Below are 19389 nucleotides of genomic sequence, written 5' to 3'. Positions count from 1 at the left end.
ACCACAACATCGTGTTGGCCGTTCTCGTACGGTGTGTTGGCCGTTATGGACGGTGTCTTGGCCGGATGGGCGTACCAGTTCGGCCAACACCCTGTACGACAACGGCCAACACGCCGGTGAGTTTCAGTCTTCCTGCCCTCCCGATGACGTGAGGTACTCCCATGTCCGTCCCCACCGCCACCAGCCGCTCCTCGATCACCCGGATCGTCGGCGCGAGCATGATCGGCACCACCATCGAGTGGTACGACTTCTTCCTCTACGGCTCGGCCGCCGCGCTGGTGTTCAACACGCTGTTCTTCCCCACCTCCGACCCGCTCACCGGCACCCTGCTGGCCTTCGTCACCTACGCCATCGGCTTCATCGCCCGGCCGTTGGGCGGCATCGTCTTCGGGCACTACGGTGACCGGCTGGGCCGGAAGAAACTGCTGGTGATCAGCCTGCTGATGATGGGAGGGGCGACCTTCCTGATCGGCCTGCTGCCCACCTACGCCACCATCGGCGCGGCCGCGCCACTGCTGCTCACCCTGCTGCGGCTGATCCAGGGCTTCGCGCTGGGCGGCGAATGGGGCGGGGCGGTGCTGATCGTCTCCGAGCACGGTGACGCGAAACGGCGTGGCTACTGGGCGTCCTGGCCGCAGGCCGGGGTGCCCGCTGGCAACCTGCTGGCCACCGCGGTGCTGGCGGTGCTGGCCGCGGTGCAGCCGGAGGCCGACTTCCTGGAGTGGGGCTGGCGGATCCCGTTCCTGCTCTCCGGCGCGCTGGTCGCGGTCGGGCTGTGGATCCGGCTGGCCGTGTCCGAGTCGCCGGTGTTCCTGGAGGCCCAGGCCAAGGCCGAGCAGACCGGCGAACGCGAGGCCCCGCCGATCATCCGGGTGCTGCGCGAGCACCGGCGCGAGGTGCTGGTGGCCATGGGCGCCCGCTTCGCCGAGAACGTCTGCTACTACATCCTGACCGCGTTCATCCTGGTCTACCTCACCGGACCGCTGGGCCTGCCCAAGTCCACCGGGCTCAACGCGGTGCTGATCGCCTCGGCCATCCACTTCATCTCGATCCCGTTGTGGGGCGCGCTGTCCGACCGGCTCGGCCGCAAACCGGTGTACCTGTTCGGCGCGATCGGCACCGGCCTGTGGGGCTTCGCCTTCTTCGCCCTGCTGGACACCAAATCGTTCTGGCTGATCACCCTGGGCACCACGATCGGGCTGGTGCTGCACGGCGCGATGTACGGGCCGCAGGCGGCGTTCTTCTCCGAACTCTTCGGCACCAGGGTCCGCTACTCGGGGGCCTCGATCGGCTACCAGCTGGCCTCGATCTTCGCCGGGGCGCTGGCGCCGCTGATCGCCACCGCGTTGCTGCAGCAGTTCGGCACCTCCTTCCCGATCTCGGTGTACCTGTTCCTGGCCGCGGTGCTCACCACCGTCGCGGTGCTGCTCTCCCGTGAGACCAGGGGCGAAGAACTCGGGTGAGCGGCTCCGCCCTTGCCAGGTTGCTCGGCCTGCTGGCGAGTCACGCCGAGGCCGGGCAACTCACCGAACCCCTTGCCCAGGCCAGGGAAACCGGGCTGCCCTCGGCCGAGTTGCGGGTGCTGGCCGAGGCCACCGAGCACGCGTTGCGCATCCACCGCACGCTCGGCCAGCACCGGCGGCGGGAGGCCGAACTGGCCGCGTTGTTCGACACCGCGGGCGATCTGGCCGCGCTGCGCGATGTGGACGCGGTGCTGCGTTCGATCGTGCGGCGGGCCAGGTTGTTGCTGGGCACCGATCTGGCCTACCTGAGCCTCAACGACGAGACCGTCGGCGACACCTACATGCGGGTCACCGACGGCTCGATCTCCACCGCGTTCCAACGGGTCCGGCTCGGCATGGGCGAGGGGCTGGGCGGGCGGGTCGCGCACACCGCCGAGCCAGCGGCCACCTCCGGCTACCTTGGCGACACCCAGTTCGCGCACACCCCGGCCATCGACGCCGCGGTGGCCGATGAGGGCCTGGTGTCCATCCTCGGCGTGCCGCTTCGCCTGGCCGACACCGTGATCGGCGTGCTGTACGCGGGTGAGCGGGATGCCCGTTCGTTCACCCCGGAGGAGATCGCGCTGCTGGCCAGCCTGGCCGACCACGCCGCGATCGCACTGGACAACGCCCGGCTGCTGGAGGAGACCCGCGCCCACCACGAGTCGCTGCGCCGGGCCGAGGCCGCGCACGACCGGCTCACCGACCTGGTGCTGCGCGGCGGCGACGTGCACGACGTGGCCATCGCGGTGGCCGAGGTGCTCGGCGGCGGCATCGCGGTCCGCGACGCCGAGGGCGCGGTGCTGGCCCGCACCGGCACCGCCCCGCCCCGGGTGCCCGCGCAGGCGGTGGCACAGGCCAGATCCAGCGGGCGGGCGGTGCGCTGCGGGCGGCGCTGGGTGTGCGCGGTGCTGGCCGGGTCGGAACTGCTGGGCACGGTGGTGCTGACCGGGCGGCCCGAACTGGCCGAGGCCGATCAGCGGCTGTTCGAGCGGGCCGGGGTGGTGACCGCGCTGGTGCTGTTGCTGCGCCGCTCGGTGGCCGAGGCGGAGAACCGGGTGCGCGGCGAACTGCTCACGGATCTCCTTACCGCCACGGCGGATCCGGACGCGTTGCTGGCGCGGGCGGCCCGGCTGGGTGTGGACCTGGGGCGTGGGCACGTGCTGCTGGTGGCGGAGAGCGCGCGCGGACGGCTGGGCGTGGCGGCGGCCAGGGTGGCGCGGGCGGCGCAGGGGCTGGCCGCGGGCGCGGTGCTACTGGTGCCCGGGGCCGATCCGGGTGCGGTGGCCAGGGCGGTGGCCGCGGAACTGGGCACGGCGGTCGGTGGACCGGTCACGGTCGGCGGGGCCGGACCGGTGGCCCTGGAAGGCTCCCGCGCACAGGCCGCCAACGGCGACGGCCTGGCCGGGATCGCGGCGGCACACCAGGAAGCCGGGCGATGCCTGCGCGCGCTGACCGCGCTGGGTCGGCGGGGCGAGGGCGCGGCCATCGGCGAACTGGGTTTCGTCGGCGTGCTGTTGGGCGACCGGGCCGACGTGGCCGGCTTCGTCCGCGACACCCTGGGCGCCGTGCTGGACTACGACGCGCGCCGCGGCACCGAACTGGTGCGCACGCTCACCGAGTACTTCGCGCACGGCTGCTCCCCCGCGCGCACCAGGGAAGCCCTGCACGTGCACGTCAACACGGTCACCCAGCGCCTGGAACGGGTCGCCGACCTGCTCGGCGCGGACTGGCCGGAACCCGCCCGCGCACTGGAGATCCAGCTCGCGCTACGCCTGCACCGGCTGTCCGGCTGAGCTGACCCGCAGCGAGGGCAGCGGCGTCCAGGTGGCCGGGGTGTCGCGCAGCAGCAGGGCGTGGTCCAGGGCGGCCGAACCGGCGGGCAGGCTGTCGAAGAAGGTGGAGCGGGCGCCGATCAGGTCCACCGGCTCGAACCGCCATTGCTCGGCCTGCATGGCCACCCCGTCCAGGCGGTGCGGGTCGCGGGTGGCGGAATAGCCGCTGCCGCAGGTGAAGAAGTCGGCTGCCTGGTCGAGTTCGCCGAACAGCTCACTGCGCCCGAACCGCCCGGACAGTCGCACGTCCGCCCACACCCGGGTCCGCCGATCCCCGCTGACACAGCCGATTTCCAGCTCCCTGGCGGTCTCCCGCACGGTGAACTTCGCGAGCCGGTGCCTGCCGGGGAACAGCCGTCCCCCGACCAGCGCGGCGATCGCCGAGTCGGTGTGCCGCCGCGGCAGGTAAACCCCGGTGCGGACGCCGTCGGGGGTGTCCCACTCGACGGCGAAGCGGTGCGCCGCGTTCTCCGACCGCAGTCCGAGCGCCGCGGGCAACCCCACCGGCCGCACCTGGGCGAGCCGGACCAGGCAGATCCCCGCCACCGCCCAGCCCCCGGCCAGCCGCGGCCGCAACGGATCGGGCAGCAGCCTGGCCACCACAGCCGGGTCGACGCGGTAGTTCACCAGCAACCGCCGCGCCACCACACTGGCCATCCTCATGGCTGGTCCTCCAGGTTCGATCGGCGGCGATGGCGGACCAGCGCCTGCTCCGGGCACACCGCGCTGAGAAACCGGTTCACGCCGAGGGCGAGCCGCTCCTCGACCAGGGCGTAGAAGATCCGGTTCGCCTGCCGCCGCTCCCGGACCAGCCCGGCCGCCTTGAGCACGCCCAGGTGCCGGGAGATCGACGGGCCGCTGATGGTGAACCGGGCGGCGATCTCGCCTGCGGTGAGTTCACCGGCGCGGAGGTCTTCCAGGATCTGGCGGCGGGTGGAGTCGGCCAGCGCGCGGAAGACGCTGGCCTCGGTGTCGGGGTCCGGGTGGGACATGGTTCCTTTTTAGCACAGGAGCTAATTAGCGCAAAGGCTAAACGGATAGGCGGCGGCCGCCAGCCCTGGCAGCCCTGGCAGCCCTGGCAGCCCTGGCAGCCCTGGCAGCCCTGGCCCCCTCCCGGCGTTTGCCTTCTCTCGCTCGCGCCCCTTTTTTTCGGTCGACACTGAAATCACAGATCAACCAAAACACGATCTTCATGCCGACCGCACTCCACCCGCCGCCGCAGGAAATACGCCACCGTCGCCGCCCCCAGCGCCAGCCCCCAGAACGGGAAGAACGTCATCGGGTTCACGATGAACTCGCTGAACCCCACCCGCCCCACCAGCCCGACGAACACACCCATCCCCGCCGCCGTCACGATCACCGCGACCACGCTCGCCGGGATGATCGCGCTCAACGGCGACACCCGCTTGCCCCGCAACCCCGGCACCCAGAACGGATAGACCTCGCCCCACCGGTACACCAGCCCCAGCGTCAGCAACCCGCCCGCCGCGGCGAAGGTGCCCAGCCCGGCCCCCGCGATCCACAGCCCGTTCTGCTGTCCCTCGCGCAGGAACTCCTCGCTGATCAGCCCCAGGGTGAACCCGCCGAACCAGGCCCACCGGGTCACCGCGTAGGCCAGCGGCACCAGGAAGGCCAGGTAGGCGCACCACTTGCCCCAGCGGGCCGCGACCTCCGGCCGGGCCCAGCGGGGCATCGGGCGTGGGCCGACGCCGCAGCTCAGGCAGGCGTCCGCGGTGCGCCGCTGGTAGTCCAGCGTCGCGGCCAGCCACAGCAACACGCCCAGGACCAGGGCGAACTGGTTGAGGTTGGGGCCGTCGAACTTGTCGAGGTAGGCCGAGACCGGCAGCAGGCCCAGTGGGCCGCCGACGAGCACGATCGGCAGGTAGCCGATCAGCATCAGCACCCGGCCGTCGTTGAGCACCAGGGCCAGCACCGCAGTGATCAGCCAGGCCAGGGTGAGCAGCACCGGACGGCCCGTGCGGACGCCGCGGGACATCAGCAGGGCGATCGCGGCGGCCAGCGCCATGCCGATGGCCAGCAGCGGGGCGCTGGTCGAGGCGGGGACGCCGCCCAGCGGGGACAGGTGCGCGGCGGGGTCGGACGGCCCGAAAGGGTAGCCGGGCGCGCCGAGAACCCAGCCCAAAGCGACCAGCGCGTACAGCGCTGACCAGAGGGTCGCCGACCAGCGGATCATGACTTCTCCCAGGGTGTTCGCGGTGTCTCCGCCACGGTGTCGCGGATCCGGCGGCCGGGGCTCACCCGCTGGCACGACACCCTTCCCTCCCGAGATGGAGAGACAGCTCCCCCAAAACGTGGCACCTTAGGTAGCCAGACAACGTAATGACATTTGGGGGCAAGGCATGACCAACGCGGTGGAGATCCCGCTGTTCATGACGCGGGACGGACTCTCACCCTCGGCCGAACTGACCGGGGTGCGCAGGGACGAGGCGGTCCGCAAGATCCAGCTGGACATGTTCGGGGTCCGGGGCGATGCCTGGATCATCACCCGGCACGAGGACGTGCGGGCCGGGCTGGCCGATCACACCAAGTTCAGCAACGACCCGCGGACCAGGGGCGAGCGGAACACGCCGCCGGTGGGCATGACCGCCGAGGAGGCCGCCCGGCTCCGCAAGGCCAACATCCTGGTGATGGACCCGCCGGACCACACCCAGGTGCGCAGGCTGCTGATGCCGGAGTTCACCATGCGCCGGATGCGGCGGCTGGAGGACCGGATCACCGCGATCGTCCAGGAGCACCTGGACCTGCTGGAGAAGCTCGGCCGCGGCGCCGACCTGGTGGCCAACTTCGCGCTGCCCATCCCCTCGCTGGTGATCTGCGAACTGCTCGGCGTGCCCTACGCCGACCGGGCCGAGTTCCAGGCCCGCTCCGAGCGGCAGATGGACACCATGGTGCCGCCGGCCGAGCGGGCCGAGCTGACCAGGGAGAGCCAGGCGTACATGCGCTCGCTGGTCACCAGGGCGCGGGTGGACCCCGGCGAGGACCTGATCGGCATGCTCGTCCGCGAGCACGGCGCCACCGTCGACGACGACGAGCTGGTCAACATCGCCGCGCTGCTGCTGCTCGCCGGGCACGAGACCACCTCGAACATGCTCGGCATCGGCACCTACGCGCTGCTCACCCACCCCGAGCAGCTCGCCTGGCTGCGCGCCAACCCGGACAAGACCGACAGCGCGGTCGAGGAGCTGATGCGCTACCTCAGCGTGGTGGCCGCCGGGGTGCCGCGGATCGCCGCCCAGGACATCGAGCTGCACGGCCACCAGATCAAGACCGGGGACATGGTCATGTTCGTGCTCTCCAGCGCCAACCGGGACCCGGAGCTGCTGGACCGCCCGGACGAGCTGATCCTGGACCGCCCGGCCCGCCCGCACCTGGCCTTCGGGCACGGCGCGCACCACTGCCTGGGCGCACCGCTGGCCAGGGCGGAGATGCGCACCGCCTTCCGCGCGCTGCTGGACCGCTTTCCCAACCTGGCGCTGGCCGTGCCTGCCGAGCAGATCCGGTTCCGGCCCTACCAGGCCGTGTACGGGGTGGCGGAGCTGCCGATCACCTGGTGACCGCGGCCGCCGGGGCCAGTTCGAGGGTGAGCACCCCGTCGGCGATGCTGCGCCGCACCGGGTGGCCCAGCAGGCGTGCGAGGTGCAGCACGGCGGTGTTGTCGGCGTAGGTGTGCAGGCAGATCGAGCGCACCTGACCGGCCACCGCCGTGTCCACCAGCCGCCGCAGCAGTTCCCGGCCCAGGCCGCGGTTCTGCCAGTCGTCGCGGACCAGGAAGGCCACCTCGGCGCTGTCGCCGTCCCAGAACACGCTGCCGGTGCCGACCACCTCGGTGTCGCACAGGGCCAGCAGGGTGTGCGTGGACCAGCGGCTGACCAGGGTGCGCAGTGCTCGCCTGCTGGTCTGCGGCGCGCCGAGGTAGCGGCGGCGCAGGGTCTCCGGCGAGCAGCGGGCGTGCAGGTCGAGCAGGCCGTCCAGGTCCTGCGGGCGGGCCCGGCGCAGCACCGCGGTGCGCTCGCCCAGCTGCACCATCCGGCCAGGCGGGGGCGGCAGCCGGTGCGCGAGGGTGATCATCGCGCGGGCCCTGGCGAACTCGGCAGGGGTGAAGGCCAGCCCTGGGCGTTCGGCCAGGAAGGTGCCGCCGTCGGGGTGCCGCAACCGCAGGCTGCCGCCGTCGAGGGCCTCGGTGTGCTCGTGCTCCACCCAGCTCAGCTCGGCGCCGCTGAGCAGCTGGTGCAGCACCCTGGGCAGGTCGTCGGGATCCTCGGCCAGCCAGGTCGCCAGCAGCACCGCCCTGGTCGGTTCGTCGGCCAGCGCGCTGACCGCGGCCGGGGCCACCCGCACATCGCCGCCGCCACCCTCGATCAGGGCGTTGACCAGCGTGTTCTCCGCGAGATCGGCGGGTGCGCGGATGACCAGCTCGTCCACCGCGCCCTCAGCCAGCGGATGCACGTCCAGGGCCAGGATGTTGACCCGCAGCCTGCCCAGCCGGGCGGTCAGCCGGGCCAGCGCGCCAGGGGTGTCCGGCACGGTGACCCGGATCCGCCACAGCGTCTCGGCGAGCGGGGGCGGCGAGCCACGGCGGAACGGCCAGCGGCCGGTGCGGCGCGGGGCCGGGATGTCCTGCATGCCCCCGATCCTGGGCCCGCCGCGTGACGTGCGGGTTACCCGGTCGCGTGGGTTTCGCCACCGTGCGCCGGGTGAGCGGGGAAAACCGTTTGCCGGGCACTTAAACTGGGTCCCAGTATGGGTACGCCGCTTGTGAGCCCTTCGCTCACCGAACTCCACGACCGCCTTCCCGAGCTGATGCTGCGTGATCAGCGTCGGTTGCGCCGTCGTGTCGAGAACGCCCGCAAGCTGCGGGACACCGGGAAACGCGCCGCGGTCACCGCGGAACTCGCCGCCGAGGTCGCCGCCGCGGAGATCCGGATCGAGAACCGGCGCAACTCCCGGCCGAAGATCCGCTATCCGGAGCTGCTGCCGGTCAGCCAGCGCAAGGACGAGATCCTGGCCGCGGTCCGGGACAACCAGGTGGTGATCGTCGCCGGGGAGACCGGGTCCGGCAAGACCACCCAGCTGCCCAAGATCTGCCTGGAGCTGGGGCGCGGGGTGCAGGGGCTGATCGGGCACACCCAGCCGCGGCGGCTGGCCGCGCGCACGGTGGCCGAGCGGATCGCCGAGGAACTGGGCACCTCACTGGGCGAGACCGTGGGCTACCAGGTCCGCTTCACCGACCAGTCCAGCACGGACACCCTGGTCAAGCTGATGACCGACGGCATCCTGCTGGCCGAGATCCAGAACGACCGGACGCTGTCCCGCTACGACACGCTGATCATCGACGAGGCGCACGAGCGCAGCCTCAACGTGGACTTCCTGCTCGGCTACCTGGCCCAGCTGCTGCCCCGCCGCCCCGACCTCAAGGTGATCATCACCTCCGCGACCATCGACCCGGAGCGCTTCTCCCGGCACTTCGGCGACGCGCCGATCATCGAGGTCTCCGGCCGCACCTACCCGGTGGAGACGCGGTACCGGCCGATCATCGACCCGGACAGCGAGGCCGACGACAGCGACCGGGACCAGGTCACCGCGATCTCCGACGCGGTGGACGAGCTGCTGCTGGAGGGGCCGGGCGACATCCTGGTCTTCCTCAGCGGCGAGCGGGAGATCCGGGACACCGCGGACGCGCTGGAGAAGCGGGAGCTGCGCAACACCGAGGTGGTGCCGCTGTACGCGCGGCTGTCCGCGGCCGAGCAGCACCGGGTGTTCCAGTCCCACACCGGACGGCGGATCGTGCTGGCCACCAACGTGGCCGAGACCTCGCTGACCGTGCCCGGCATCAAGTACGTGATCGACCCCGGCACCGCGCGGATCTCCCGGTACTCCCACCGCACCAAGGTGCAGCGGCTGCCGATCGAACCGGTCTCGCAGGCATCGGCCAACCAGCGCAAGGGTCGCTGCGGCCGGGTGTCGGAGGGCATCTGCATCCGGCTGTACAGCGAGGAGGACTTCGAGGCGCGCCCGGAGTTCACCGACCCGGAGATCCTGCGCACCAACCTGGCCTCGGTCATCCTGCAGATGACCTCGCTGGGGCTTGGCGACCTGGCCGCGTTCCCGTTCATCGACCCGCCGGACCCGCGCAACATCACCGCGGGCGTGCAGCTGTTGCAGGAACTCGGCGCGCTCGACCCGGAGCAGGACGATCACAAGAAGCGGCTGACCCCGTTGGGGCGCAAGCTGTCCCAGCTCCCGGTGGACCCCCGGCTGGCCAGGATGGTGCTGGCCGCGGACGACCTGGGCTGTGTGCGCGAGGTGTTGGTGATCACCGCCGCACTGTCCATTCAGGACCCACGCGAACGCCCGGTGGACAAGCAGCAGGACGCCGACAGCAAGCACGCCCGCTTCAGCGATCCGACCTCGGACTTCCTGGCCTACCTCAAGCTGTGGGAGTACCTGCGGGAGCAGCAGCAGGAGTTGTCCAGCAACAGGTTCCGCAAGCAGTGCCGCGCGGAGTACCTGAACTACCTGCGGGTGCGGGAGTGGCAGGACATCCACAGCCAGCTGCGCCAGGTGATCAAACAGCTCGGCATCACCCCGAACAGCAACCCCGCGCCCGAGCAGCAGGTGCACATCGCGCTGCTGTCCGGGCTGTTGTCGCACATCGGGTTGCAGGAGGAACGCAAGAAGGAGTACCTGGGCGCGCGCAGTGCCCGCTTCGCGATCTTCCCGGGTTCGGCGCTGTTCAAGAAGCCCCCGCGCTGGGTGATGGCCGCCGAACTGGTCGAGACCTCCCGGCTGTGGGGCCGGATCGCGGCCCGGATCGAACCCGAGTGGGTGGAGCCGCTGGCGGGCCACCTGGTCAAGCGAACCCACAGCGAACCGCACTGGGAGAAGAAGCAGGGCGCGGTCATGGCCGTGGAACGCGTTACCCTGTACGGAATCCCCCTGGTCGTCGACCGCAAGGTCAACTACGGCCGCATCGACCCGGACCTGAGCCGCGAACTGTTCATCCGGCACGCCCTGGTCGAAGGCGATTGGCACACCACACACAAGTTCTTCCACGCCAACCGAGCCCTACTCGGCGAGGTCGAGGCCCTGGAGGACCGGGCCCGCCGCCGCGACATCCTGGTCGACGACGAAACCCTGTTCGCCTTCTACGACGAACGCATCGGCAAGGAAGTCGTCTCCGGCAGGCACTTCGACAGCTGGTGGAAGAAAACCCGCCGGGACACTCCCGAACTCCTGACCTTCGACAAACAAGCCCTGATCAACGAAACCGCCGGCGCCATCACCGAGAAGGACTACCCCGACGACTGGCGCCAGGGCGGCGTCCGACTCCCCCTGACCTACCGCTTCGAACCGGGCACCCGCGACGACGGCGTCACCGCGCACATCCCGGTCGGCGTGCTGAACCAGGTCCGCGGCGACGGCTTCGCCTGGCACATTCCCGGACTGCGCAAGGACATCGTCGTAGCCCTGCTGAAGTCGCTGCCCAAGAACCTGCGCCGCAACTTCGTCCCCGTCCCCGACGTGGCCGAGGCCCTGCTGGCCCGCATCACCGCCGAAGACGGCAACCTGCTCGACGCCATCGAGGACATCCTCTACGAACTCACCAAGATCGAGGTCCCCAGGGAAGCCTGGCAACTCGACCAGGTCCCCGACCACCTCAAAACCACCTACCGAGTGGTAGACGAGCACGACAAGGTCCTCGCCGAAGGCAAAGACCTGTCCGCCCTCAAACGAAAACTCACCGCCCAGGTCCGCAAAACCCTGTCCAAGGCGGGCAACGAGCTGGAACGCAAGGGCCTGCGCGACTGGACCATCGGCACCCTCCCCAAAACCTTCTCCCAGGAACAAAACGGCTTCACCGTCACCGCCTACCCCGCCCTGGTCGACGAAACCGACAGCGTCGCGGTCCGAATGCTCGACAGCGCGGCCGAACAACGCCGAGCGATGTGGCGAGGAACCCGCCGCCTACTCCTGCTAACGGTGCCCTCGCCCGTAAAACAGCTCCAACGCGGCCTGACCAACCAGGCCAAACTAACCCTGAGCCGCAACCCCCACGGCGGCGTGGCGGACCTGCTGACCGACTGCATCAACGCGGCCTCGGACAAACTGATCGCCGCAGGCGGCGGCCCAGCCTGGGACGAGCCAGGCTTCACCAAGCTCCGCGAAGGCGTCCGCTCCGGCCTGCAACTGGCCACCTTCGAGGTGGTAGGCCACGTAGAAGCCACCCTGCTCGCCTGGCACGAGGCAGAGGCCGTACTGGAAACGGTGCCCTCGCCCGACGTCCGCAAACAGGTAACAGGCTTGGTATACAAGGGTTTCGTCACCGCCACCGGCTGGTCCCGCCTGGCCCACCTCCCCCGCTACCTGCGAGCAGCCAAACACCGCCTGGAAAAACTCCGCGAAAACCCCCGCCGAGACGCCGAACTCGAAGCCCAGATCGCCGAAGTCCATCGCGCCTACCTGGAGCTACGCAAGGAAGCCCCCCAGGCCGCAGCCGGCCTCGCCAAGATCCGCTGGATGATCGAAGAACTCCGCGTAAGCTACTTCGCCCAATCCATGGGAACGGCTTATCCGGTGTCAGACAAGCGAATCTACCGAGCCATGGACGACCTCCTAACGCCGTAAGCAACCGCAGGGCGAAGCCCGCGTACAGACAGCGGGGCTGGCTTTTCGAAAACCCAATCCGAGCGGTTCCCCCATCCCCGTCAACCTGGAGAGGACACACCACATCCCGGCAAGCGGCCGCTCAACCTGCCGCCGCCGATACTGCCCAACGTGACGGCGGTCGCTTGCCGGGATGTGGTTTGGTATCGGAAGGTTGACGGGGATGGGGGAACCGCACGAGCACTGCTCTTTGCCCTTGTCTTTGACTTTCCCCCCCCATCCTTTGATTCCTGCCCGTCCGGCGAGGACGATCTTGATCTTCGCTCGGGTACCTCAGCAACAGAGGCGCCCAGCGCAAAAGTCAAGATCAAAAAAGGATGGCCTCGCCGGCCGGGCAGACCGCCGGAGGGGGTGGACAGATCAAGAGCCGGCATGAGCAGGTTGCGGGGCGGGGTTTGGGCTGCCGGGGCCAATTCCAGCGTGGCTCCGAGGGCTCGCGTGTTCTCCGCATGGCCTTCCACCAGCCAACCACACCTCACCGAGCGGCCCCCGTTGCGGATTCGTGGGCACGCGGCGGCAGGTTGCAGGGGCCACTCGGCGAGGCGCGGTCTGCAGGTTCCAGGCCATACGGAGAACACGCGAGAGCCCTCGTCGTGGGGTTTACCCCCAACCCCAACCCCCGCCCCGTCCCACAACGGCCAACCCGGCGTACAACAACGGCCAACACACCGTCCATTCCGGCCAACACACCGACAAGCCCCAACCCTCGCCGGCGTGTTGGCCGTTGTCGTACGGTGTGTTGGCCGTTCTGGGACGGTGTGTTGGCCGTTATGGACGGTGTGTTGGCGGTTATGGGACGGCTCGTTGGCCGTTGTGGGCTAGGTGAGCCAGCGGTGGAGCTTTTTCTGGGTGGCGGCGCGCCATGTCTCGGGGAGGTCCGCTCGGGACTGCTGGGCGCGGGCTTCATCCCGCCCCAGGAACACCCCATACGTGAACCCGTTCTCCCCCGCCAGATGCGCCTGCACGCCCAGCTCCCGCAACGCCACCCCGCTGACCACCGCGTCCTGATGGTCGCCGAGCAACGTCTGGATCGCCTTCATCCGCTTGCCGAACCGCTTCGCCTCCGGCCCGAAGACCGGCTCCACCGCCTCCGCCGCGTACCGGGCCCGCTTCGCCGCCTTGCGGGCCTCGTGCAAAGCCAGTTCCTGTTCAGCCCCGGACTTGCTCGCCGCCGCGGACATCGCCCCGGCCACCTTCCGGTACGCCCGCCGCACCTGCTGCGGCAACACATCCTTCGCCGGATGCGTGGCCAACCGGGTGGGCGGCGGCTCGGACAACACGTGCTCCAGCAAGCACAACAGGTCCAGATACCGCTGCCCGTCCAGCTCGGCGAGCACCTTCTTGCGCGCCGCGGCGCGCTCCTGCAGATAGTGGCCGTCCACCCGGGCACGCACCGGGCCCAGCACCAACTCGGCCGGCGTCTCCTCGATGTGCTCGACCAACCGCTCGTGCAGGACCTCCAGATCCCTGGCCACCCCCAGCACCCCGGCCAGCCACTTCAGTTCCTCGCCGAGCCGCCGCGTGTGTTCACGGTCGATCACCCGGCCGAAGGCCCGCAACGTGCTGCGCAGCTTCCGGGTGGCCACCCGCATCTGGTGGATGGAATCCGGTTTGTCCCTGCGTACCAGCACATCCCCGGCGATCATCGCCGCCGCCTGCGCGCGCAGGTAGGCCAGCACCACCGTGATCGCGGAGGACTTCCTGGTCAGGGTCCGGGCCGGGGTCTGGCCGAACACCGGGCGGGGCGGGGTGCCCAGCAGGCGGCCGATCTTGGACTTGGCGGTGCTGCGGCGGGCGCCCGCGGCGTGGAAGCGTTCGTCCACTGTGGACAGTAGGTCCAGTTCGCCGTTGACCAGTTCCACCTCGGCTTCCTGCCAGGAGTCCAGGGTGCTCGACTCGCCCATGGTCTGGGCGCTCACGTCGTCCAGGACGACCTCGGCGAGCACCGCGCCGTCGGCGTCGACGAGTTGCCAGCGGCGGCGGGTGGTGCGCAACCGGCCCACCGGGACCAGGTCGCCGCCGCGGGAGTACGCGCGGACCAGCTTCGCCATGGCCGCCGGGACCTTGCGGGTCCGGCCCAATGGCTGGCGGATCTCCTCGCGGGTGTCGGCGTCCAGGGGCAGTTTGACGTGCCAGCCCGCGTCGTCGCCGCCGGTGCGCCTGCGCAGGGTGATCCCGGCGGCGAGCAGTCGGCGGTCGGCGGTGTCGAAGTAGGTCGCGTCCAGTGCCAGCTCGTCCGGGCCGAGCTGGGCGGCCACCCCTGGCAGGCCATCCAGGTCCGGCAGGGCCAGCGGCTGCTCCGCCTCGTACTTTCGCTCGATCTCCCGCGTTTCGGTCGCCATCTTGCATGCTTACCCGAGTTCATCGCGTTCAGCACCTGATGTTCACCAAACGGCACGAATCGGGCAGCGCGGCTAACGCGGGATCGCCGCGACCGCCTCCACCTCGATGAGGATGTGCGGCGCGGCCAGACCGGCCACCACGATCAGCGAGTGCGCCGGCCAGTCCTTCTCCGGGAACCACTTCTCGAACAGCTCCACCCGCCCGGCGCGCACCGCGGGCAGGTGCTCGGTCCCGGCCACCATGGTGAACATCTTCACCAGGTGCTCCGGCCCGCCACCGGCCTCGGCGAGCAGGGCGGCCAGGTTCTCGTGCGCCTGGCGGGACTGCGTCTCGGCGTCGGCGGCCATGGTGCCGTCCAGCCGGGAGCCGATCTGGCCGGAGACGAACAGCAGCTCGTGATCGGCCGGGGCGCTGGCCAGGTGGCTGTACTGACCCACCGGCGGTCCGATGACCGAGGGGTTCCAACGCTGGATCACAGGTCCTCCAAGGCAACCAGGCCGTCCTGGATGGCGCGGGCCACCAGCGCCGCCTTGGTCGGGGCAGCCCGTCCCACGTTGGCGTACTTGATCCGCACCCGGTCGATGTAGGTGTTCACGGTACGCGCGGACAGCCCGAGCTTCTGCGCGACCATCTCCTTGGACTCGCAGGTGAACCACTCGATCAGCACGTCCTCCTCGCGCGGGGCCAGCCTCGGCCTGCTGCTGCGGGTGTCCGCGCCGATCGCACCCGCCAGTGCGGGCGGGGTGTACGGCAGGTTGTTCGCCGCCGCCCGGATGGCCGCGACCAGGTGCGTCTGCCCCTCGGCCTTGGTCAGGTAGGCGAACGCGCCGATGTCCACACAGGACAGTGCGGTCTCCGCGTCGTCGCGCATGGTGTAGACGATCACCTGGCGGCCCGCGTCGACCAGCCTGGTCAGGTCGCCGTAACCGGGCTGGGCGGTCTGGCCGAGGTGCAGGTCCAGCACCACCACGTCCGCCCTGGCACCCGGATCGGTCCAGGCGGCGGCCGGGGTCGGCCCGGTCGCCAGCACCTCGATCGGCGGGTCGGCCAGGGTGCACCACGCCTGCACCCCCGCCACGATCGCGGGGTGGTCGTCCACCACCACCGCGGTGATCAGTTCTGCGCTCGCCACTTGGCTTCCACCCACACCCGATCCGCGTTCACCAGGTTCGTCACCACGACCCCGTCGGCCTGCGCGACCGGAACGGGCTCCGGCGCGTCGGCGACCACACTTACCGTAACGGCGTTAGCCGAACCGACCACGGTCACCCTGGCGGTACTGGCCGCGGCCACCAGCGCGGCCAGCGCCGGTTCGGTCAGCGCCCGCCGCACCGCCAGGTCCAGCGGCGGCCGCGGCCCGCGCACCGCCAGCTGCACGCTCACCCCGCCACGCTGCGCGCTGTCGATGCAGGCGGCCAGCTCGTGCAGCAGCGGATCGTCCACGTCATCGCCCTCGGCGAACAGCCGCCGCATCCGCGCCGCCTCCACCGCCGCCAGCCGCCGCACCCGCTCCTCGCCGGGATCGGCCCGCCCGGTGGCCAGGTCCACCAGCAGCGGCAACGCGGTCCGGGACAGCGCCGCGTAGCGCTCCTCGTGATCACGCTGCAGCTCCCTGGTGATCACCGCCGCGGTCCGCCGCCGGGCCTCGGCCCGCGCGGTCTCGGCGGCCACCCTGGCGATCCGGTGCAGCATCCCGGCGGCGAAGGCCACCGCGAGCTGATACCCGAACACGGTGACCCCCGCGATCAGCAGCCCGACCAGCGCGGCCCGGTCCGCCTGCCCGACCAGCACCAGCTGCCCCACGTTGATCACCGCGTGCACCAGCAGGAACGCCAGCACCGCGCCGATCCCCTTGTCCAGCAACAGCAGCACGCCGAACCAGCCGAGCAGCATGAAGGACCACTCGGCCCGGCTCACGATCAGCTCCGGCGGCACCCCGGTCAGCGCGAGCAGCGCCGCGCCGAACACCAGGACCAGCAGCGGCCAGCGCCAGCGGCCCGGATCGGCGCGGACGGCGCAGAAGACCGCGACCGCGAGCAGGATGCCGAAGGCGACCAGCTCCAGGGTCAGCGACCGGTAGACCTCGGCGTGCGCCACGATCACCGGCAGGGCCAGGCCGAACAGCCCGGCGAAGGTGATCAGCACGGTGGCCAGCCGCAGCCCGCGCAGGTACACCGCGGCCGTGCCCCGCCGCCGACCCGGCCGCGCGGCCGCACCATCCGGCCCCGCCACCGCATCGCCCGCGCGCGCCGCCGCGCGGTCCGGCCGCGCCGACTCCGCCCCGTCGCCCCGCCTCACCCGGGCCACTCCAACCGCACCGTCGTGCCCTCCCCCGGCGCCGAACGCACACTCCCCCGCCCACCGGCCCGGTCCATCCGCGCCACCACCGACCCGGTCAGCCCGCGCCGCTGCGCCGAGGTCTCCCCCACCGCGAACCCGGCCCCCGAGTCCCGCACCTCCACCACCACCCGCGCCGCGTCCCCGGTCACCACCAGCGCCGCCCGGTCCACCCCGGCGTGCCGGTGCACGTTCCGCAACGCCTCGGCCACCCCGCCCTCCAGCGCCGCCGCCACCGCCGCGGTCACCACCGGCTGGTACTCGAACCGCACGTCCACCGCGACCGGGGCCGCCTCGGCCGCCCGCACCAGGATCGCGGCCAGCTGGACCGGTTCGTGGTCGGGTTCGGGGCGGGTGGCCAGCGCGGCGACGTCCCTGGCCGCCTGTTCGGCCAGCCAGGGTTCGGGGCGGTCGGCCACGCCCATGCCGACCATCAGCAGGGTGGCCGCGCCGGTGTCGTGCAGGGTGGCCAGGTACTCGCGGTGCTCGCGGTTGCGGGCCGCCTCGACCTCGGCCGCGCGCTCGGCCGCCGCGGCCTCGGCGGTGGCCGTGTCGGCCGCCCGCGCACCCCGGCACACCAGCACGAACAGCAGCCTGGCCAGTCCGGCCTCGACGAAGAGCCAGAGCCCGTAGGGAATCCCGGTCTCCCAGTCGGCGACCAGCGCGACCCCGAAGGAGTAGGCCACGAACAGCACCAGCACCACCGCGACCAGCGCACCGGGCGCGGGCGGGACCCGCCACTGCCAGCTCACCGCGACCACCGACACCATGACCAGCACCCAGCTGGTCCCGTCGGAGAGCGCGGCCGCGGGCTCGATCTGCCCCTGGGCCAGGCACAACGCGGTCAGCACCGCCAGGTCCACCGGCAACACCCAGCGCCCCCGCGCCCGCCACAGCACCAGGTTCCACGCGTTGACCACCAGGACGGCGGCGATGGTGGCGGTGAGGTTCTCCGGCGCGGACAGCGGGGCGAGCACCCCGGCGCAGGCCAGCACGACTGTGCGCACAAGCAAGGAGAATCGGAGGGCCGAGCGGCGGAACTCGCGTTCGATCGCCCAGTCCGGGGCCGGACCCGGCCGGTTGCCCTCCATGTTCAGCAGATTAGCCCCTGAGAGCCACCCGCGAGCGCCGGTAGCCGCTGGGAGTGAGGCCGACCTCACGCCGGAAGATGACCCGGAAGTTGGCCGCGGTGCCGAACCCGGTCGCGGCGGCGATCCGCTCCACCGGCCAGTCCGAGCGCTCCAGCAGCCTGCGCGCGCCGAACAGTCGTTGCAGCGTCACCCAGCGCATCGGCGGCAGCCCGGTCTCCTGCTCGAAGTGCCGGACGAAGGTCCGCCGGGACAGGTTGCTGCGCTCGGCCAGCCGCGCCACGGTGATCGGCTCGCCCAGGTTGGCCAGCACCCAGTCCCTGGTCGGCGACAGATCCGCCCGCGCGGGCGTGCGCGCCTCGACGTACTGCGGCTGCTCGCCACCGCGGGCGGGTGCGGCGACCACGCCCTTGCCCGCCTCGTCCGCGGCTGCCACGCCGAAGTCGGCGCTGATCAGGTGCAGGCAGGCGTCGATGGCCGCGCCACCGCCGGCCGAGGTCAGGATCCGCCCGTCCTGCACGAACAACCGGTTCTCCCGCACCCGCACCCCGGGGTGCAGCTCGCGGAGCCGGTCCAGGAACTGCCAGTGCGTGGTGGCCTCCCGTCCGTCGAGGACACCAGCGTCGGCCAGCGCGAACGCGCCGGTGCAGATGGCGACCACCCTGGCGCCGCGGTCGGCGGCGGCGCGGACGGTGTCGAGGAACGCCGCGGGCAGCGGCAGTTCCGGGTCGTCGTAGCCCGGCACGATCAGGATGTCGGCCTCGTCAGCGGCGGAGAGGTCATGGGTCGGGGTGACGCCCGCGACCGGGTCGGCGCCGCAGATCAGCACCCGGTAGCCGGGGTGGCTGCCCAGCATGTGCGCCGGGATGCTGAGGTCCAGCGCGATGAGCCGGGGCATCGCCAGGATGGCCGCGGTCAGCTCGCCGGTGTCGGGCACCATGGGCCGAGATTACCGGGGCTGGCACGATCCTTTCCGTCTGTGGCCGCATCACCGCTGGTGAGGGCTTCGGCCCGGAAATAGCGTTCGGGGCATGCGAAAGACGGAAACCTTCGGTGTCCCGTGGGAAAGCGGCTACGGCTACGTCCAGGCGGTCCAGCACGGCGACACGATCTACCTCTCCGGGCAGCTCGGCCACCGCGGCCCGGACCTCCACGCGCCCGCGCCGGTGGACGAGTCCGGCCGGATCACCGATTTCAGCGCGATGGGCGAGCAGATGCGCCAGGCCTACGCCAACGCCGCGGAACTGCTGGGCCGCTTCGGCGCCAGCCTGGCCGACGTGGTCGAGGAGGTGGTCTACGTGCTCGACATCCCGGCCGCCTTCGCGGTCGCCGGCCCGGTGCGCAAGGCCGCCTACGGCCGGGAGGACCCGCAGGTGGCCAGCACCATCCTGGGCACCACCGGACTGGCCTTCCCGGAACAGCTCGTCGAGATCAAGTTCATCGCCCGGATCTGAACACCCCCGCGGATGGTGCCGCGTGCGCCCTTCGCCAAGGGCACACGCGGACACCGCCGCCGTCTCGTCGTGCGTCCCGCCCGGACCCACGACGTCTCAGCGGCTCTCGGCGAAGAAAACCCCCAGTCGCCTCTTCGCTCCCCAC

At 71.2% G+C, this 19389-nt stretch carries 15 protein-coding genes; 5 read left to right on the top strand and 10 right to left on the bottom strand.

The annotated features are described in order from the left end of the window. The first annotated feature begins 161 nt into the window (after window positions 1-161). A complete protein-coding gene (locus HNR67_RS20675) occupies window positions 162-1463 on the top strand; it encodes an MFS transporter (protein ID WP_185003888.1) in 1302 nt (433 codons plus the stop codon). Further along, a complete protein-coding gene (locus HNR67_RS20670; protein ID WP_185003887.1) occupies window positions 1460-3298 on the top strand; it encodes a helix-turn-helix domain-containing protein in 1839 nt (612 codons plus the stop codon). Before HNR67_RS20675 ends, HNR67_RS20670 begins: the two co-directional genes overlap by 4 nt. On the opposite strand, the gene HNR67_RS20665 is transcribed toward HNR67_RS20670, so the two are convergent. The 3 genes from HNR67_RS20665 to HNR67_RS20655 all read right to left on the bottom strand — a co-directional run bounded on the left by HNR67_RS20665 (window position 3272) and on the right by HNR67_RS20655 (window position 5531). Next, the gene (locus HNR67_RS20665) at window positions 3272-4000 is read right to left on the bottom strand and encodes a DUF2071 domain-containing protein (protein ID WP_185003886.1); all 729 of its coding nucleotides are present in this window, start codon (window positions 3998-4000) and stop codon (window positions 3272-3274) included. The genes HNR67_RS20670 and HNR67_RS20665 overlap by 27 nt on opposite strands. Continuing rightward, a complete protein-coding gene (locus HNR67_RS20660; protein WP_185003885.1) occupies window positions 3997-4329 on the bottom strand; it encodes a metalloregulator ArsR/SmtB family transcription factor in 333 nt (110 codons plus the stop codon). Before HNR67_RS20660 ends, HNR67_RS20665 begins: the two co-directional genes overlap by 4 nt. Window positions 4330-4502: 173 nt before the next feature. Further along, window positions 4503-5531, bottom strand: coding sequence for a hypothetical protein (locus HNR67_RS20655; protein WP_185003884.1), 1029 nt, complete (start codon window positions 5529-5531; stop codon window positions 4503-4505). Window positions 5532-5697: 166 nt separating this feature from the next. Between HNR67_RS20655 and HNR67_RS20650 the strand changes: the two genes are divergently transcribed. After that, window positions 5698-6912, top strand: a complete 1215-nt coding sequence (locus HNR67_RS20650) for a cytochrome P450 (protein WP_185003883.1) — start codon at window positions 5698-5700, stop codon at window positions 6910-6912. On the opposite strand, the gene HNR67_RS20645 is transcribed toward HNR67_RS20650, so the two are convergent. Continuing rightward, window positions 6902-7981, bottom strand: a complete 1080-nt coding sequence (locus HNR67_RS20645) for a GNAT family N-acetyltransferase (protein WP_185003882.1) — start codon at window positions 7979-7981, stop codon at window positions 6902-6904. The two genes, HNR67_RS20650 and HNR67_RS20645, sit on opposite strands and share 11 nt — an antisense overlap. A gap of 117 nt (window positions 7982-8098) precedes the next feature. Between HNR67_RS20645 and hrpA the strand changes: the two genes are divergently transcribed. Next, entirely contained in the window at window positions 8099-11983 is a 3885-nt protein-coding gene (hrpA, locus tag HNR67_RS20640; protein WP_185003881.1) for an ATP-dependent RNA helicase HrpA, read from the top strand. Window positions 11984-12840: 857 nt separating this feature from the next. Here hrpA and HNR67_RS20635 read toward each other — a convergent pair. The 6 genes from HNR67_RS20635 to HNR67_RS20610 form a co-directional block, all read right to left on the bottom strand. After that, on the bottom strand, window positions 12841-14364 hold the full coding sequence (locus HNR67_RS20635) for a CYTH and CHAD domain-containing protein (RefSeq protein ID WP_185003880.1): 1524 nt from the start codon (window positions 14362-14364) through the stop codon (window positions 12841-12843). Between the two features lie 72 nt (window positions 14365-14436). Then, window positions 14437-14841, bottom strand: a complete 405-nt coding sequence (locus HNR67_RS20630) for a RidA family protein (protein ID WP_185003879.1) — start codon at window positions 14839-14841, stop codon at window positions 14437-14439. After that, complete coding sequence (locus tag HNR67_RS20625; RefSeq protein WP_185003878.1) at window positions 14838-15497, bottom strand: DNA-binding response regulator; 660 nt, start codon at window positions 15495-15497, stop codon at window positions 14838-14840. Before HNR67_RS20625 ends, HNR67_RS20630 begins: the two co-directional genes overlap by 4 nt. After that, window positions 15479-16663: a hypothetical protein gene (locus tag HNR67_RS20620; RefSeq protein WP_185003877.1), complete on the bottom strand. Its 1185-nt coding sequence runs from the start codon at window positions 16661-16663 to the stop codon at window positions 15479-15481. The genes HNR67_RS20625 and HNR67_RS20620 overlap by 19 nt, the downstream gene beginning before the upstream one ends. Then, window positions 16660-17793 (bottom strand): sensor histidine kinase, encoded by a 1134-nt coding sequence (locus HNR67_RS20615; protein WP_185003876.1) that lies wholly within the window; start codon window positions 17791-17793, stop codon window positions 16660-16662. Before HNR67_RS20615 ends, HNR67_RS20620 begins: the two co-directional genes overlap by 4 nt. Before the next feature lie 10 nt (window positions 17794-17803). Continuing rightward, window positions 17804-18730, bottom strand: coding sequence for a GlxA family transcriptional regulator (locus HNR67_RS20610; RefSeq protein WP_185003875.1), 927 nt, complete (start codon window positions 18728-18730; stop codon window positions 17804-17806). A 91-nt stretch (window positions 18731-18821) separates the two neighbouring features. Here HNR67_RS20610 and HNR67_RS20605 point away from each other — a divergent pair, with 91 nt between their 5' ends. Then, on the top strand, window positions 18822-19244 hold the full coding sequence (locus tag HNR67_RS20605; protein WP_185003874.1) for a Rid family hydrolase: 423 nt from the start codon (window positions 18822-18824) through the stop codon (window positions 19242-19244). Window positions 19245-19389: the final 145 nt, after the last annotated feature.

Origin of the sequence: Crossiella cryophila (assembly GCF_014204915.1) — a bacterium.
Classification (GTDB): Bacteria; Actinomycetota; Actinomycetes; order Mycobacteriales; family Pseudonocardiaceae; genus Crossiella; species Crossiella cryophila.
This window is presented reverse-complemented; position numbering and strand designations above follow the sequence as displayed.

Excerpts from the sequence above, each read along its gene's own strand:
- HNR67_RS20605 (WP_185003874.1), top strand. The coding sequence starts at position 18,822 with ATGCGAAAGACGGAAACCTTCGGTGTCCCGTGGGAAAGCGGCTACGGC.
- HNR67_RS20610 (WP_185003875.1), bottom strand. The coding sequence starts at position 18,730 with ATGGTGCCCGACACCGGCGAGCTGACCGCGGCCATCCTGGCGATGCCC.
- HNR67_RS20675 (WP_185003888.1), top strand. The coding sequence starts at position 162 with ATGTCCGTCCCCACCGCCACCAGCCGCTCCTCGATCACCCGGATCGTC.
- HNR67_RS20615 (WP_185003876.1), bottom strand. The coding sequence starts at position 17,793 with ATGGAGGGCAACCGGCCGGGTCCGGCCCCGGACTGGGCGATCGAACGC.
- HNR67_RS20660 (WP_185003885.1), bottom strand. The coding sequence starts at position 4,329 with ATGTCCCACCCGGACCCCGACACCGAGGCCAGCGTCTTCCGCGCGCTG.
- HNR67_RS20665 (WP_185003886.1), bottom strand. The coding sequence starts at position 4,000 with ATGAGGATGGCCAGTGTGGTGGCGCGGCGGTTGCTGGTGAACTACCGC.
- HNR67_RS20655 (WP_185003884.1), bottom strand. The coding sequence starts at position 5,531 with ATGATCCGCTGGTCGGCGACCCTCTGGTCAGCGCTGTACGCGCTGGTC.
- hrpA (WP_185003881.1), top strand. The coding sequence starts at position 8,099 with ATGGGTACGCCGCTTGTGAGCCCTTCGCTCACCGAACTCCACGACCGC.
- HNR67_RS20635 (WP_185003880.1), bottom strand. The coding sequence starts at position 14,364 with ATGGCGACCGAAACGCGGGAGATCGAGCGAAAGTACGAGGCGGAGCAG.
- HNR67_RS20645 (WP_185003882.1), bottom strand. The coding sequence starts at position 7,981 with ATGCAGGACATCCCGGCCCCGCGCCGCACCGGCCGCTGGCCGTTCCGC.
- HNR67_RS20650 (WP_185003883.1), top strand. The coding sequence starts at position 5,698 with ATGACCAACGCGGTGGAGATCCCGCTGTTCATGACGCGGGACGGACTC.